Below are 14,207 nucleotides of genomic sequence, written 5' to 3'. Positions count from 1 at the left end.
GTGCGCCGCCATGCCTGCTGCCGGCGGTTCACCAGCGCCCAGCGGCGATTTCGACTGGCCGCTGCGGCCGCGGCCCGGGGTCGTGCGTGCCTTCGACAAGCCCGAACACGATTGGCTGCCGGGGCATCGGGGGGTGGATTTGGCGGGCGATCGGGGGCAGGTAGTGCTCGCGGCCGGGGACGGCATCGTCGTCTTCGCGGGAATCGTGGCCGGCAAACCGGTTGTCTCCATCGACCATCCCGGCGGACTCCGGACGACCTACGAGCCGGTCACCGCGGCAATTCCCGTGGGCCGCAGGCTGACTCGCGGCACACCGATCGGGCTGCTGGAGGCCGGACACCCGCCCTGCTCTCCATGCCTGCACTGGGGAGCCCGGCGGGACGGCGAATACCTCGATCCGCTCGGGCTGCTCCACCGCACTCCGATCCGGCTCAAGCCTCTCACCGGCGACATCCCGGCCCGTCCCGGCCGCATGGACGTGAACTTCGAAACCGAGCGAGGATGGTGACCATGTCGCAGAAACCCGCGCCCTTCACGTACTCCGATGTCGGCGCGACCGCGGGTGAATTTCCGCCGGGCTACGACCATTTCCGGCTACGCAGGCATATCGGTTCGGGCCGAGCGCTGTTCGAGCAGGCGGCCGACCACATTCTCGGGTACGGGATGCAGCGCGGTACCGGGATCTTCCGGGACGCGACCACGCCGGTAGCCGAGCCGGGAACCGAGCTGACGGTGCGGCTCGGGCTGGGGCCGATCGGCGTGAGCGCGCCGTGCCGGGTCGTCTACGTCCTCGACGAGCCGGATCGGCGCGGTTTCGCCTATGGGACCCTCCCCGGCCACCCCGAGAGCGGTGAGGAGTTGTTCTGCGTCGAATACGACCCCGCCGACGGCTCGGTCCACGGGCTCATTGCCGCGTTCTCGAAACCGGGCGCCTGGTACACCCGGCTCGGCGGCCCGATCGTGCGACTCATCCAGCGCTGGTTCGCACACCGCTACATCGGAACCATCCGGCCACGCTGAAGCGCACGGCCTCAGCCATCCGCGAGGTGAGCGGAGAGGGCAGCGGCCTCGGCGCGCAGCGAGGCGGCACGGTCCGCCCCACCGGAGAGCGCATCGTATTCCCCTGCGGCAGTGAGACGGTCGTCGATCTCGGCACGCACGATACCGGCGATATCGGACTCGGTGAGGTCGCGCCGAGCACGTTCAGCCGCGCCCAGCCCCACAGCACTGGACTCGATGGCCCCGGCGCGAACATCGGAACCGTCCACAGCTTCTGCATTGTCGATAGCGCCCAGCGCCGAACGAAGCGCCGCGGTGGCATTGCGATCGCGAGCCTTCATCGCCACAGGAAGCGCAAGGCGCAGACGTTCACGCAGGGAGGATGGGTTCGTCATGATCATCGACGCTACCCGCTGAGCTTTCGGGTATGGCACTGCGGTGGTGGGGTGTCCGGGACCGAAACATGTTGTCCGAGGCGGCGCCTGGCACGGCGAGGACACATGCACCTGGAGGCGATAATCACACCACAGCCCCGCCACTCGGTCCCGCAACCACACCTCGACCAACTCGAACACGTGCTGACGCCGTAATCCCCGGCCGCGCCTACGATTTCGTCCGGGAAGCCCGGCTACGGCTGCTCCAGCTCGGTCCACTAGCCGAGGCCCAAACCCCGCTCATGTGGATTACCGTGCCCGGAATGTGCGGCGGCTTCAGCATCAAGCTGTCCCAGCCGGGCACGACACCGGAACTGACAGTCGAAAGCTGGTGCCGAGTCGTCGGCGGACCCGGTCAGCGGTATGTGTTCCGCCCCAACGGATTCGACCTCGTCGACATGCGATTCGTCTGACCTATCGCGCAGAGGGCCGCGTCGTCGTGGTGTGCGCCTCGCGACAGCGGCATTGTCGATCTCGGTTATGTGCTGCGGGGAACCCTGGGGATGTGCCCGCGGAGCCCGCCGCACATGCGTGCGGCGGGCCGTAGGGGGACACCCGGGTCGGGAGGAATGGATCGGCTAAAGGGCTGCGGGGGTGGCCTTTTCGTGTTCGGCGAGTTCGGACTTCCAGCGGCGGAAGCCCTCTTCGGTGCGGCCGCGCCGCCAGTAACCGGAGATGGATGCCCAGTCGGCGGGGACGCCGCGGTCCTTGCGGATGTAGGGGCGGAGGTCATGCATGACGGCCTGGGCTTCACCGTGGATGAAGACGTGCACCTGGCCGTCACGCCAGGGGGCGGAGTGGACGGCGGTGGCGAGGCGCACTCCCGGTTCGTCCGCGCCGCGGTGAATCCAGGTCAGCTCCACGCCCTCCGGGTGCGCGAAGGCGAGCTCGTCGGCGGGATCCGCGACCTCCACGAACACTTGCCCGACCGCATCGGCGGGCAGCGACTCGCAGGCCGCGGCAATGGCGGGGAGTGCGGATTCGTCGCCGGCCAGCAGATGCCAGTCGGCGTCGGAACGCGGGGCGTAGGCGCCGCCCGGGCCCATCAGGTCGATGGTGTCGCCCGGCTGGGCCGCGGCGGCCCACGGTCCGGCGACGCCCTCGTCACCGTGGTAGACGAAGTCGATGGCGAGCTCCTGCGCCGCGCGATCCACCTCGCGCACGGTGTAGGTGCGCACGGTGTCGCCGTCGACGCCGGGGAAGACCAGTTTGACGTAGGCGTCGGTGCGGTCGTTGGGCTGGAAGGACGCGAAGCCGGGGCCGCCCAGCCGGACCCGGATCAGGTGATCGGTCAGCCGGATCGTGTTCTGGACCACCAGCGTGATGCGTGTGCGTGCCAAAGGAAGCCTCCATAATTAGGATTACCTAAGTGACGCTAGCATGAATTCCGATAGGTCGTCGATAGTATTTCGATAGGCCGTCGGTCACCGGATATCGGCAATGAGCGCGGCCAGGGCGGCAGCCAGGCGATCGATTCCGGGGCCGGGCGGGCCGCCGGGTTCGGACAGGTACAGGTCGCGGCGGATCTCCACCATCAACGCGGTGACGCGGGGTTCGGTGCCGTAGAAGTCCAGTGGCACATAGGTTCCCGCGAACGGGCTGTTGACGCCGACGCCGCCGCAGTCCACGAAGGCCCCGGCCGCACGGGTGAGCAGTTCGGTCGGCGTGTGAAAGGCGTCCGCGCCCAGGCAGATCGGCGGACGTGGTAGGTCACCGTGCAGCTCATAGGGCAGGGGCTGAGCCGGGTAGGAGTGGACGTCGATGATCACCGCACGGCCGGTCGCCGACAGACGATCGGCGACCAGATCCGTCATAGCCTGCGCATAGGGGTGGAAGTAGCGGTCCAGCAACGGTGCGGGATCGAAATCGGCCGCCCGCAACGGCATCCGGTCCGTGGTGGCGGTGTACACCGCACCCATGCCGACGGCGAGCATCTCCTCCCGCTCGTCCGGGAACCGCTCCGGGTCGACGACCAGCCGGGACATCCGGTTCACGAATTGCCATGGCCGAGTGGGTGACAGGCGCGCGGCCGCGTCGGCCAGCCGCGCGGTATGGGCGTCGGTGATGGCGTCGAGCTCGCGGTCGAGCGCCCCGTCATCGAGCAGCAGTTCCGCGCGGACAGCGGCGGGAATCGTGCGAGCGGAGTGCGGAATGTGCAGCACCACAGGCGAATCGGCGGCGCCGGGCAGCAGTTCGGCCGAGTCGGGGATTCGCATGACGATCAGGCGCGCGGGTGGGCTTGGTCGTGCACCTTCTTGAGCCGATCGATCGACACGTGGGTGTACAGCTGTGTGGTGGCCATACTGGCGTGGCCCAGGATCTCCTGCACCACCCGCAGATCGGCCCCGCCCTCGAGCAGATGGGTCGCGGCGGTGTGACGGAAACCGTGCGGGCCCATATCGGGTGCGCCCGGAATGGCGGAAACCACCTCGTGCACAACAGTTCTGGCCTGCCGCTGGTCGATGCGTCGCCCCCGCCGACCCAGCAGTAGCGCGCGCCCCGACTCCGGAGTGGCGAAGGCAGCCCGGCCGAACCGCAGCCAGCCGTCCAGCGCCTGCTCGGCGGGCACGCCGAACGGCACCGCCCGCTCCTTGTTCCCCTTGCCCAGCACGCGCACCAGCCGCCGTTCCCGATCCACGTCCTCGATGTCGAGCCCGCACAGCTCGCTCACCCGGATCCCGGTCGCGTACAGCATCTCGACAATCAGCCGATCCCGCAAGGCCATCGGATCATGCTGCGCCGCACCCGATTCCGCCGCAGCCATGGCCGCCTGCGCCTGCTCGCGCCCCAGCACCGACGGCAGCACCCGATGCGCCCGCGCCGACCCCAGCCGCGGCCCCGGATCCACGGCCAGCCGCCCCGTGTGCGTCAGCCAGGCCGTGAACGTCCGAGCCGACGAGGCTCGCCGCGCCATGGTGGTCCGCGCCGCTCCCCCCGCCGACTGCGCCGCCAGCCACGACCGCAGCAACGCCAGATCCACTTCCCCCACACCGGAATCCACCGCCCGCCCCAGCAAATGCTCCAGCAACCCGCGCGCATCGCCCACATACGCCCGCACCGTATGCTCCGACCGATTCCGCCCCAACCGCAAGTGCCGCCCGTACTCGGCCAGCAATGCCTCCAAATCCTCGGGCAGCTCACTCATCCGTCCACGCTGACCCGAATCCCGCCACATATCAAGCTCCCCCGCCGCCGCGCCCATCACACGTCCCGGCCACCAGCGTTTGTCCATGCCCGGGCACCGCATTGCCGTGCAGGCGGGCCGGTTGATCAACGATGGCGGTCATGGGCGGCGACTATGGCGGCGGTGGCCGAGGTCGGGTGAGTGGTGCGGTACCAGCCGTTGCCGTCGCAGGCGACCAGGCCGGCGATCTCCAAGGCGGACAATGTTGCCCGCACGACGGGCAGTGGGAGGCCGGTGTCGGAGGCCAGGCCACGAGGCGGGCGGGAACCGGTGTCGGGGAGGGCGGCGAAGACCAGGGCCTCGTCGCCGGAGAGGTTGTCCTCGGGGCTGGGTGGGACCGCACCCGGCAGGGACAGGCGCAGCGGCCCGGCTTCGTCGAGGATGTCCTCGGCGCGGGTGACGATGAAGGCTTCGCCCTCGCGGATCATGCGGTGGCAGCCGACCGAGGCGGCCGAGGTGACCGGGCCGGGAACGGCCATCGCGGGCCGGCCCAGCCGGCGGCACCATTTCACCGTGTTGCGTGCCCCGCTGCGCATCCCGGCCTCCACCACTACCACACCGTCCGCGAAGGCCGCTATCAGCCGATTGCGGGCCAGGAAATGGTGTTTGTGCGCGGAGGTGCCGGGTGGGTACTCGGTGACGACCAGACCCGTATCGACGATCTCGGCCAGCAGCTGATCGTGCTGCACGGGATACGGCCGATCCGGACCGCAGGCGAGCACGGCGATCGTCATACCGCCGACGGCCAGCGCGGCCCGGTGTGCCATCCCGTCGATCCCGAATGCCGCCCCGGACACGATCGTCCACCCGCGCGCCGCGAGCTCACCGGCAATCTCGCCGGTCGCATGATTCCCGTACCCGGTGCTGCACCGCGCACCCACCACCGCGATCGCCCGCTCGGTGGTCTCCAGCAGCGACCGCGGCCCCCGCACCCACAACACCAGCGGCACAGCCGCATCCGCATCCTGCGCCGGATCCAACTGCTCCAGTCCGAGCATCCGCCAGGCCGGCCACTCCGCATCGTCCGGCGTCACCACCCGCCCACCCAACCGCTCGATATACGCCAAATCCCTTTCCGCCCGGTCGATCCCCCGCCGCAGCTCGGTAGGCCCCCGCAACACCTCGGGCAATGCACACTCCCGCACCGCCCGCGCCGCCTCCACCACCCCCACCGACCCGATCAACGCCGACAACGCCGCACAGGGCCCCTCCACCACCCGCGACAAATACACCCAAGCCAACCGCCTCTCATCGGCATCCCCACCCGCAACTGCCCCGCCCACAGCGCCTTTCGCGCCGTGCTTCGCCCCCGTCCACCCGGAGCCCCGGCCGAATTCGCTGACGTGACCGGGTGCGCGTGACCCGGAATCGGTGATGCAGACCGAACCAGACCGACCAAGCCCGGTGCCGGTCGCACTGGCAGCACTTCGAGAGGACGGCGCGACCGGTGCTCCCGCCGCCACATCCTCTGCGGCCGAATTGGATTCGTGGCGCACGTCAGTGCGCCCCATCGAATCGAGGTTGTCCGTTATCTCGCTCATGCTCCACCTCGCTGTCGAAAGCTCAATGCCTGCAGGACGTCCTGGGCGCTGGGCACATCACCACCACGCAAGTCACAGACGGTCCAGGCAACTCTGATCGCGCGGTCGGCGCCGCGGGCGGACATGCGGCCGTGCTGGAGGGCGTTCTCGACCGGGGCGAGCGCCTCACGGGGCAACCGGAAGCGCTGGCGGAGTACGTGACCGGGCACCTCCGCATTGGTGGTCATGCCGAGTTCGACCCATCGTCTGGCGGCCGCGTTCCGTGCCGCCGTCACGCGGGCGCGCACCTGTTCGCTGCTCTCGACCTCGTCGCCGGTGAAGGCTCCGGCGGCCTGGGCGTGCATCTGCACCGCGAGATCGATGCGATCCATCAGCGGGCCGGAGAGTTTGCCGAGGTAGCGACGGCGGGCCAGGGGCGCGCAGATGCAGTCGATATCGCGGGCGGGTGCGCACGGGCACGGGTTGGCCGCGAGGACGAGTTGGAATCGGGCCGGGAAACGCGACACCCCGTCCCGGCGCGCGATGCGAACCTCGCCCTCCTCCAAGGGAGTTCGCAGCGCCTCGAGAACCTTGCTGCCGATCTCGGCACACTCGTCCAGGAACAGGACGCCGCGATGGGCGCAACTGACCGCCCCGGGCCGGGCGGAGCCCGAACCGCCGCCGATCATCGCCGTGACCGACGACGAGTGATGGGGTGCCACGAAGGGCGGCGCGGTGATCAGCGGGGCATCGTCGGACAGTGTGCCCGCCACCGAGTGAATCGCGGTCACCTCCAGGGAATCCCGCTCGCGCAGCGGCGGCAGCAAGCCTGGAAGCCGTTGCGCCAACATGGTTTTCCCGATGCCGGGCGGGCCCGTCAGCAGCAGGTGATGCCCGCCCGCAGCGGCCACCTCCAGGGCCCAGCGCGCCTCGTCCTGGCCCACCACCTCGCGCAGGTCCCCGATCGATGTCTCGGCCGTCGGCTGGACCGGATCGGGAAGCGCGAGCTCACCGCCGCCACGCAGCCAATCCAGTAGTTCGAGCAGGGTCGACGCCCCGAGGACGCGAATGCCGTCGACCAGGCCCGCCTCGGGCAGGGCGGCCGTCGGGACGATGACGGTGCGCCGCCCGGCGTTCCGCGCCGCCAGTACCGCCGGAAGAATGCCGCGCACCCGGCGCACGCGGCCGTCCAGTGCCAGTTCACCCAGTAGTACCGACTCCGAGAGACGATTCGACGGAATCGCTCCGGCCGCGTCCAGCACGGCACCGGCCAGAGCGACGTCGTACACGCTGCCGACCTTCGGCAGCGTGGCCGGGGACAGGGCGAGGATGACGCGGCCGTCGGGCCACTTCTCGCCCGTATTGGTGACGGCGGCGCGGACGCGGTCGCGGGATTCCTGGAGGGTGGTGTCGGGGCGGCCGACCAGGTGGACCGAGGGGAGGCCCTGGCCTATGTCGGCTTCTATTTCTACGAGTTGGCCCTCCACGCCGTTGACGGCGACGGAATAGGCTCTGCCCAAAGGCATTTCAGAACACCGCCTTCAGGTGGCGGATTTCCGGGGTGCGGCCCGGACGCAGGAGGACGGCGACCACGTCGAAGCGGATACGCAGGTATGGGCCGTTCTGTTCGTGGAGCCAGCGGGCGGCGAGTTCGCGAATGCGGCGCTGTTTGAGGTAGGTGACGGCTTCCTCGGGTGGACCGCAGGTCAGGGTGCGGCGGGTTTTGACCTCGACGAAGGCCGTCACCTCGCCCTCGCGGGCGATGACATCGAGTTCGCCGAAGCGGCATCGCCAATTGCGGGCGACGATCTCCATGCCGGCGGCGCGGAGAAAGTCCGCGGCCAGTTCCTCCCCCTGCGCTCCCAGCGCCAGATGCTGTGCCATTCAGCCAGCATGACCGGGCCCGTGACGGACCCGGCCATGCCGAACTGGGAAAACAGTGAGCCTGTGGATAACCTGCGGCCTGTGGACTAGTCGGGAAGCCGCAGGTCGGTCTTCTCCAGCTCCTCGATGTTCACGTCTTTGAAGGTGATCACGCGAACGTGCTTCACGAAGCGCGCCGGCCGGTACATGTCCCACACCCATGCATCCGACATCCGTACCTCGAAGTACACCTCGCCATCGGCGTTCTGCGGCCGCAGTTCGACGGAATTGGCGAGGTAGAAGCGACGTTCGGTCTCCACCACGTACGAGAATTGCCCGACGATGTCCTTGTACTCGCGGTACAGGGATAGCTCCATCTCGGTTTCGTACTTCTCGAGGTCCTCGGCGCTCATCGGGTGGAACGTCCTCCTTGTCGCCCAACTGGGTGTAGAAACATCATCCCGCATACGCCGTGTCGGTAGCCACTCGGCCGGTCTCCCGGACGTTTCGCCACGAACGGCGGTGCTCGGGGGTGATGCCGAGACGGGTCAGCGCCTCATTGTGCTCGGGGGTGTTGTAGCCCTTGTGGGCGGCGAATCCGTAGCCCGGGTATTGCTCGTCCATCTCCACCATGATGCGGTCGCGGGTCACCTTGGCCAGCACGCTGGCCGCGGCGATGCAGGCCGCCGAGGCGTCGCCGCCGATCACCGGCAGCGACGGCACCGGGATGCCGGGCACCCGGAAGCCGTCGGTGAGCACGTAGCCGGGCACCGGATCCAGCCCGGCCACCGCACGCCGCATGCCCTCGATATTGGCCACGTGGATGCCGATGGCGTCGATCTCCCAGGCCGGGACGACCACCACCTTCCAGGCCAGCGCGAGCCGCTTGATGATGGGGAACAGCTGTTCGCGGGCGTTCTCGGTGAGCTTCTTCGAGTCGTCGAGGCCGGCGAGGGAGGCGTAGGCCTTGGGTGGCAGCAGGCAGGAGGCCACCACCAGCGGGCCCGCCGCGCAGCCGCGCCCGGCCTCGTCGACGCCCGCGACCGGACCGAGGCCGCTGCGGATCAGCGCGGCTTCCAGGGTGCGTAGCCCGCCCGCCTGCCGCATGACAACGCGCGGCGGCCAGTCACCGCGGTCGATCCGCTGAATCTTCTTGCCGCCGCTCGCCTTCCGGCTCACACCGGGCCGGGCGGCCCTCGCCATCTTCCCCACCGGTCGATTATCCCGCGATTCTCGCTTCTACTGCGGGTCCTGTGCCCGGACCGGACCCATCCGGCTCGGCGGCCAGATCTTGAACACCGCCTTGCCGCGCACATCCTTCACCGGCACGGTGCCCTGCAGCTCGTCCTTCATGTGGTAGCGGGAGTCGGCGGACTCGGCGCGGTTGTCACCCATCACCCACAGATTGCCGGCGGGCACCTTGATCTCGGGGAAGGCCCGGCCGCCCGCGTTGAACTGCACGTCCGGGTGCTGAGGGTCGAAGGGGTTGTTGAACTTCACGTACGGCTCGTCGAGCGGCTTCCAGTCGGCGCCGGGGCTGTCGTCCTTGACGAGGATCCGGCCTTGCGCGTCACAGCATTTGACCGATTGCCCACCCGTGGCGATCACCCGCTTCACCAGATCGTTCTCGTCCGGCGGCACCAGGCCGAAGAAGGACAGGAAGTTCTGCACCCCGCGCACCACGGTGTTGGAGGAGCGGATCGACTTGTAGTGGCTGTTCCACGAGCTGGTCGGGCCGACGAACACCACGACGTCACCCGGCTCGGGATCGCCGAAGTAGTAGCTCAGCTTCTCGACATAGATGCGGTCGCCGGTGCAGCCCGCGCAGCCGTGCAGGGTGGGTTCCATGGACTGCGAGGGAATGACGTAGGGCCGGCCGATGAAGGTCACCAGCAGCGCCACGATCAGCGCCGCGAACCCGATCAGGATGGGCAGCTCCTGCCAGAACGGGCGTTGCTTCTTCTTCGACTTCGGCTGGGGTGTCTCGGGCGCCTCGGGCGTCTTCGCCCCATTGCCGTTGCCGGACCCGGACTTCGTCACCGACTCGCTCTCGTCTGCCACCGGAACAGAGTAGCCCGGCACCGCGAAGAACCATGCGGTGCCGGGCTACTCGTTGTCGGCGAGCCGACTGTCGATCCTGCGCCGAGCCGTTCACCGGCTCAGCGGGAGCTGCGACTACTTCAGCGCTTTTCCTTGATCTTGGCGGCCTTGCCGCGCAGATCGCGCAGGTAGTACAGCTTGGCGCGACGCACGTCACCGCGGGTCACGACCTCGATCTTGTCCAGGTTGGGGCTGTGCACCGGGAAGGTGCGCTCCACGCCGACACCGAACGAAACCTTGCGCACGGTGAAGGTCTCGCGGATGCCACCGTTCTGGCGGCGGATGACGACGCCCTTGAAGACCTGGATGCGCTCCTTGTTGCCTTCGATAACCTTCACGTGCACGTTGACCGTGTCACCCGGGCGGAAGTCCGGGATGTCGCTGCGCAGCGAGCTTGCGTCGACGAAGTCGAGGGTGTTCATGTCCGTCCTTATTGGAGTTCGCGCGAACAGAGGAACCTGGCGGCTACCCGGGGAGGGCGCTCTACCGGTTCGTGCTCCGGATATTTGGGCGGTGCCCGGGCACAGTGCGCCCAAAGCAACCTGAGCATTGTGCCAGACGCCGGGATCGCGCGGTTAATCGGCCCCTACGTGCGGGTATTCGCGCGGGTGAGGGCGGAGGCAATGTCCGAGACCAGCGGCGGGTAGTCGGTGGCGCCGGTGATCACCTGCAGGAAGACCAGCCGGTCCTGCTCGTCCGTCGCGGCTTTCAGACAGTGTTGCAGCTCGCCGACCGTGGTCGCGCGGAGGGTGAGGACGGACTCGGCGTCGCCACCGAAGGCGTGCGGGAGTTCGGGCCAGCGCCACGGGGCGATGTCGTTGTACGGGGCGGCCGGACCGTGGATGGCGCGTTCGATGGCGTAGCCGTCGTTGTCGACCAGGATGATCACGCCGTTCAGCTGCTCGCGGATCCAGGTGCCCAGCTCCTGGATCGAAAGCTGGGCCGCGCCATCGCCGATGACGAGGACCGCGCGACGGCCGGGGCAGGCGATGCCCGCGCCGAGGGCGGCCGGGAGGGCATAGCCGATCGAGCCCCACAGCGGCTGGCCGAGAAAGGTGATGCCGGTCGGCATGCGCAGCGTGGCCAGGCCGAAGAAGGCCGAGCCCTGGTCGGCCACCACAATGTTGTTGTTGCCCAGCGCTGCCGCGACCAGGGGCCACAGGGCGGCCTGGGTGAGCGGGGCATCCCCGGCGGGCGGGGCGTCCGGGGCGGCGGCCGCCGGGGCGGGAATCGGTGCGGGAGCGGCGAATTCGGGGGCGAGCTCGGTGAGGATCTCCAGGGCCGCGGTGAGCGACAGCGGCGCGAAGGCGTCGACTCCCCCGATCACCGTGCGCTCGGGACCGATATCGATGGTGCGGTGCGGGTCGATACGGTGGCTGAAACCCGCGGTGATGCTGTCGGTGTACTGGACTCCGATGGTCACCAGGCGGTCGGCGTCCTCGACGGCGGCACGTACCGGCGGCGGGGAGGCCGCGCCGGTGTAGACGCCGAGGAAGTTCGGGGCGGATTCGTCGACCACGGTCTTGCCCCAGGCCAGGGTGGCGTGCGGGAGTCCGTGCGGTTGTCCCCGGGTCGGGCCGACCAGGGTGCGCAACCGGTCGGTCGCTCCGACCCGGTCGACGAAGATGTCCGCGAGGACGGTCACCCGCCGGCCGCCGAGGAATTCGCGTGCCGCCTGCGCGAAGGCTGCCCGCGCGCCCGCACTCGAGAAGTCGGCGGGCGGCGCCAGCGGCGTCGCGGGCGGGGCCACCCCCACCCGCGCGGTATCGGTGGCCAGCATGAGATACCCCGGACGGCGGTGCACGCGAACCGAATTCAGCACCCGGTCGATTTCCTGGCAGGCGTCGGCCGCGCCGAGATCGGCTTGCGCACAGGTGACTTCGGCGGCGATGCGGCGGAAGTGGTGGAAGTCGCCGTCGCCGAGGGTGTGGTGGATGACGCGGTGACCGGCCTGGATGTCCTTGGCGGGGACGCCGACGACGTGCACCACGGGCACATGCTCGGCGTAGCTGCCCGCGATGGCGTTGACCGCGCTCAGCTCGCCCACGCCGTAGGTGGTGACGACCGCGCCGATGCCGCGCAGCCGCGCGTAGCCGTCGGCGGCGTAGCCGGCGTTCAGCTCGTTGGCGCTGCCGATCCAGCGAATGTCGGGGTGGGCGATGACATGGTCGAGGAACTGCAGATTGAAATCACCGGGAACGCCGAAGATTTCGGTGACGCCGAGTTCCCGGAGCCGATCGAGCAGATAGTCGCCGACAACGTAGCCCATGGCTCAACACTGGCACGCCGACCGAGAGTCAGCAACTCATTGGCTATCGACCGATTCCGGGGGACGCTCGGCGGACTTGGGCTCAAGGGGCCGATCCACGTGCTTGCGCCCGTGCATGAGGTGCAGGTGGGCCGAGGGCGGCGCGTGCGGGGCCGGGACCACGGTCCGGGCCAGCTCCTCCTCGGCGGCGCGGAGTACGTGCGCGGCATCGGGCTTGCCCGCCAGCAGGTCCTGCACGAAGATCTTGGCCCGGATCACCGGGCGGCGATAGCGGCGCTCGCGCCGCACCGCACGCCGCATGAGGCCCGAGCCGGCGGCATAGCGCCAGCGCGCCCAGGGTGCACCCGGGCGGCTCAGCCGCAGCGCGCCGATGACCAGCAGCGGCGGGAAGAACATCCCGAACAGACCGGTCCAAATCTTGCCCTTGGCAATGACAATGGCCGCCAGCAGCAGATTCCCGAACGCGAACCCGACCGTGAACAGCCGCTCGGGCACATTCTGATCGGTCCGGAGATCACGGATATTGCCGATGTTCAGCAACCACAGCGGATGGAAACCGAGCAGCAGCAGCCCGGTCACGGCAAGGGCCACGAACACCGCATCGACCGAGGTGCGGCCCTGCTCCTCCCAGTACACGTCGCGCAGGTAGTAGATGAGCGCGAACTCGTCGAGCACCAGCGCCGCGCCGAGCCCGAACACGGCGGCCAGCGCACTGGTGACGCCGACGCTGCTCTGATACAGCGTCACGAACCCGACGCCGGCGCCGAGCACCAGGATCACTCCGAACACCATGTGGTGGATGTGCACGTCTCCCGCCCGCACGTTGCCCGGCCACCAGCGCACCTGTTTGCGAATGAGCCGCACGCTGATTCGGATCAGCAGGAACCCCACGATGAACCCCAGAAGCAGGCATGCCAATGGCAATCTGCCGTGTGCCACCACGACATCTTCCCACCACCGATGTACGTGCATGCCCGTGTCGCCTCCGAAACCCTCGTGCGAACGTCGACCCCCGCCACGCTACCCGCGCCGCCGACCCGCACGGCAAGATCACCTGCGGTCGCGACGCGATTGAGCAACCTTCCAGACACCATCGAAATGGCGGCCACCGGTGACTAGGCTCACCACCATGCGACTGAGTACACGAAACCAACTCGATGGAACAGTCACCCAGGTCACCCGCGGCGAGGCCATGGCGGTGGTGCGCATCCGCCTCACTGGTGGTGACGAGATCACCTCCTCCATCACCCGCGACGCCGCCGACGACCTGGGTCTCGCCGACGGCAAACCCGTCAAGGTCCTCATCAAATCCACCGAGGTCTCCCTCGGCGTCGAATAACCCGCCACGAGCACGCCGAGGCGCCCCCGAACCGGGACCGCCTCGGCGTCTTCATTTTTCGGAGCTTCCATGCCGGACGACATCACCTTCGATCGCGTCGCCCCCGTGATTCCGGTCCTCGACCTCGACGCAGCCCTGGCCCGCTATCGCCGCCTCGGGTTCAGCGTCCACGCCTACGAGGGCGACGCCCGCTACGGCTTCGCCGACCGCGGCCGCGTATCCCTGCACCTCACCGAGTGGGACGAACACGACTCGATACGAACCGCCGCGGCCGTCTACCTCTACGTCTCCGACGCCGACGCGCTGCACGCGGAGTGGGCTGCCGCAGACCCGCCCGGCCGCCTCACCACCCCGGTCGACACCGATTACGGCCTAAGGGAATTCGGCTACGTCGACCCCGACGGCACCCTGCACCGGGTCGGCTCCCCACTGAGTTAGCCGTGCCGGTCCGAGTTCGGAAACGGCCGTCCGGCCGGACCCGGGTGTGGGTGCGGCCGGA

Annotated in this window: 18 protein-coding genes; 5 read left to right on the top strand and 13 right to left on the bottom strand. The window is 69.0% G+C overall.

Features of this window, described 5'->3' with window-relative positions; translation table 11 throughout:
- Positions 1-10: 10 nt before the first annotated feature.
- Together ACWEKS_RS36630 and ACWEKS_RS36625 are read left to right on the top strand one after the other, a co-directional pair.
- The gene (locus tag ACWEKS_RS36630; protein ID WP_452344371.1) at positions 11-508 is read left to right on the top strand and encodes a M23 family metallopeptidase; all 498 of its coding nucleotides are present in this window, start codon (positions 11-13) and stop codon (positions 506-508) included.
- Between the two features lie 2 nt (positions 509-510).
- A complete protein-coding gene (locus tag ACWEKS_RS36625; RefSeq protein ID WP_452344340.1) occupies positions 511-1,020 on the top strand; it encodes a DUF1990 family protein in 510 nt (169 codons plus the stop codon).
- Positions 1,021-1,031: 11 nt separating this feature from the next.
- On the opposite strand, the gene ACWEKS_RS36620 is transcribed toward ACWEKS_RS36625, so the two are convergent.
- The gene (locus tag ACWEKS_RS36620; RefSeq protein ID WP_452344339.1) at positions 1,032-1,400 is read right to left on the bottom strand and encodes a hypothetical protein; all 369 of its coding nucleotides are present in this window, start codon (positions 1,398-1,400) and stop codon (positions 1,032-1,034) included.
- A 275-nt stretch (positions 1,401-1,675) separates the two neighbouring features.
- Here ACWEKS_RS36620 and ACWEKS_RS36615 point away from each other — a divergent pair, with 275 nt between their 5' ends.
- The gene (locus ACWEKS_RS36615; RefSeq protein ID WP_452344338.1) at positions 1,676-1,846 is read left to right on the top strand and encodes a hypothetical protein; all 171 of its coding nucleotides are present in this window, start codon (positions 1,676-1,678) and stop codon (positions 1,844-1,846) included.
- A 165-nt stretch (positions 1,847-2,011) separates the two neighbouring features.
- On the opposite strand, the gene ACWEKS_RS36610 is transcribed toward ACWEKS_RS36615, so the two are convergent.
- The 12 genes from ACWEKS_RS36610 to ACWEKS_RS36555 form a co-directional block, all read right to left on the bottom strand.
- Positions 2,012-2,773: a siderophore-interacting protein gene (locus tag ACWEKS_RS36610; protein ID WP_452344337.1), complete on the bottom strand. Its 762-nt coding sequence runs from the start codon at positions 2,771-2,773 to the stop codon at positions 2,012-2,014.
- Between the two features lie 84 nt (positions 2,774-2,857).
- Positions 2,858-3,649 carry an N-formylglutamate amidohydrolase gene (locus tag ACWEKS_RS36605; protein ID WP_452344336.1) on the bottom strand — a complete coding sequence of 264 codons (792 nt, stop codon included), beginning with the start codon at positions 3,647-3,649 and terminating at the stop codon, positions 2,858-2,860.
- 5 nt (positions 3,650-3,654) lie between these two features.
- Positions 3,655-4,578 (bottom strand): tyrosine recombinase XerC, encoded by a 924-nt coding sequence (locus ACWEKS_RS36600; protein ID WP_452344335.1) that lies wholly within the window; start codon positions 4,576-4,578, stop codon positions 3,655-3,657.
- 125 nt (positions 4,579-4,703) lie between these two features.
- The gene (dprA, locus tag ACWEKS_RS36595; RefSeq protein ID WP_452344334.1) at positions 4,704-5,858 is read right to left on the bottom strand and encodes a DNA-processing protein DprA; all 1,155 of its coding nucleotides are present in this window, start codon (positions 5,856-5,858) and stop codon (positions 4,704-4,706) included.
- A gap of 296 nt (positions 5,859-6,154) precedes the next feature.
- Positions 6,155-7,663: a YifB family Mg chelatase-like AAA ATPase gene (locus tag ACWEKS_RS36590; RefSeq protein ID WP_452344333.1), complete on the bottom strand. Its 1,509-nt coding sequence runs from the start codon at positions 7,661-7,663 to the stop codon at positions 6,155-6,157.
- 1 nt (position 7,664) lies between these two features.
- Positions 7,665-8,021, bottom strand: a complete 357-nt coding sequence (locus ACWEKS_RS36585; RefSeq protein ID WP_452344332.1) for a YraN family protein — start codon at positions 8,019-8,021, stop codon at positions 7,665-7,667.
- Between the two features lie 86 nt (positions 8,022-8,107).
- Positions 8,108-8,413 carry a DUF2469 domain-containing protein gene (locus tag ACWEKS_RS36580; protein WP_040859817.1) on the bottom strand — a complete coding sequence of 102 codons (306 nt, stop codon included), beginning with the start codon at positions 8,411-8,413 and terminating at the stop codon, positions 8,108-8,110.
- A gap of 43 nt (positions 8,414-8,456) precedes the next feature.
- The gene (locus tag ACWEKS_RS36575; protein WP_452344331.1) at positions 8,457-9,212 is read right to left on the bottom strand and encodes a ribonuclease HII; all 756 of its coding nucleotides are present in this window, start codon (positions 9,210-9,212) and stop codon (positions 8,457-8,459) included.
- 27 nt (positions 9,213-9,239) lie between these two features.
- Positions 9,240-10,061 (bottom strand): signal peptidase I, encoded by an 822-nt coding sequence (lepB, locus tag ACWEKS_RS36570; RefSeq protein ID WP_379401136.1) that lies wholly within the window; start codon positions 10,059-10,061, stop codon positions 9,240-9,242.
- 119 nt (positions 10,062-10,180) lie between these two features.
- The gene (gene rplS, locus ACWEKS_RS36565) at positions 10,181-10,522 is read right to left on the bottom strand and encodes a 50S ribosomal protein L19 (protein ID WP_033086110.1); all 342 of its coding nucleotides are present in this window, start codon (positions 10,520-10,522) and stop codon (positions 10,181-10,183) included.
- 164 nt (positions 10,523-10,686) lie between these two features.
- Complete coding sequence (locus tag ACWEKS_RS36560; RefSeq protein WP_452344330.1) at positions 10,687-12,369, bottom strand: alpha-keto acid decarboxylase family protein; 1,683 nt, start codon at positions 12,367-12,369, stop codon at positions 10,687-10,689.
- Positions 12,370-12,405: 36 nt separating this feature from the next.
- Entirely contained in the window at positions 12,406-13,341 is a 936-nt protein-coding gene (locus tag ACWEKS_RS36555) for a hypothetical protein (protein WP_452344329.1), read from the bottom strand.
- A gap of 157 nt (positions 13,342-13,498) precedes the next feature.
- Between ACWEKS_RS36555 and ACWEKS_RS36550 the strand changes: the two genes are divergently transcribed.
- Together ACWEKS_RS36550 and ACWEKS_RS36545 are read left to right on the top strand one after the other, a co-directional pair.
- Positions 13,499-13,708, top strand: coding sequence for a TOBE domain-containing protein (locus ACWEKS_RS36550; protein WP_452344328.1), 210 nt, complete (start codon positions 13,499-13,501; stop codon positions 13,706-13,708).
- A 69-nt stretch (positions 13,709-13,777) separates the two neighbouring features.
- On the top strand, positions 13,778-14,146 hold the full coding sequence (locus tag ACWEKS_RS36545; protein ID WP_452344327.1) for a bleomycin resistance protein: 369 nt from the start codon (positions 13,778-13,780) through the stop codon (positions 14,144-14,146).
- Positions 14,147-14,207: the final 61 nt, after the last annotated feature.

It is taken from the genome of Nocardia sp. NPDC004711 (genome assembly GCF_053601595.1).
The sequence above is the reverse complement of the archived record's forward strand: the minus strand, read 5'-3'. Positions and strand labels throughout refer to the sequence as shown.

What these genes read in the sequence shown, in the direction of transcription:
- ACWEKS_RS36630 (WP_452344371.1), top strand. Translation starts at nt 11, where the DNA reads ATGCCTGCTGCCGGCGGTTCACCAGCGCCCAGCGGCGATTTCGACTGG.
- ACWEKS_RS36625 (WP_452344340.1), top strand. Translation starts at nt 511, where the DNA reads ATGTCGCAGAAACCCGCGCCCTTCACGTACTCCGATGTCGGCGCGACC.
- ACWEKS_RS36620 (WP_452344339.1), bottom strand. Translation starts at nt 1,400, where the DNA reads ATGATCATGACGAACCCATCCTCCCTGCGTGAACGTCTGCGCCTTGCG.
- ACWEKS_RS36615 (WP_452344338.1), top strand. Translation starts at nt 1,676, where the DNA reads ATGTGGATTACCGTGCCCGGAATGTGCGGCGGCTTCAGCATCAAGCTG.
- ACWEKS_RS36605 (WP_452344336.1), bottom strand. Translation starts at nt 3,649, where the DNA reads ATGCGAATCCCCGACTCGGCCGAACTGCTGCCCGGCGCCGCCGATTCG.
- ACWEKS_RS36600 (WP_452344335.1), bottom strand. Translation starts at nt 4,578, where the DNA reads ATGAGTGAGCTGCCCGAGGATTTGGAGGCATTGCTGGCCGAGTACGGG.
- ACWEKS_RS36590 (WP_452344333.1), bottom strand. Translation starts at nt 7,663, where the DNA reads ATGCCTTTGGGCAGAGCCTATTCCGTCGCCGTCAACGGCGTGGAGGGC.
- ACWEKS_RS36585 (WP_452344332.1), bottom strand. Translation starts at nt 8,021, where the DNA reads ATGGCACAGCATCTGGCGCTGGGAGCGCAGGGGGAGGAACTGGCCGCG.
- ACWEKS_RS36580 (WP_040859817.1), bottom strand. Translation starts at nt 8,413, where the DNA reads ATGAGCGCCGAGGACCTCGAGAAGTACGAAACCGAGATGGAGCTATCC.
- rplS (WP_033086110.1), bottom strand. Translation starts at nt 10,522, where the DNA reads ATGAACACCCTCGACTTCGTCGACGCAAGCTCGCTGCGCAGCGACATC.
- ACWEKS_RS36560 (WP_452344330.1), bottom strand. Translation starts at nt 12,369, where the DNA reads ATGGGCTACGTTGTCGGCGACTATCTGCTCGATCGGCTCCGGGAACTC.
- ACWEKS_RS36555 (WP_452344329.1), bottom strand. Translation starts at nt 13,341, where the DNA reads ATGCACGTACATCGGTGGTGGGAAGATGTCGTGGTGGCACACGGCAGA.
- ACWEKS_RS36550 (WP_452344328.1), top strand. Translation starts at nt 13,499, where the DNA reads ATGCGACTGAGTACACGAAACCAACTCGATGGAACAGTCACCCAGGTC.
- ACWEKS_RS36545 (WP_452344327.1), top strand. Translation starts at nt 13,778, where the DNA reads ATGCCGGACGACATCACCTTCGATCGCGTCGCCCCCGTGATTCCGGTC.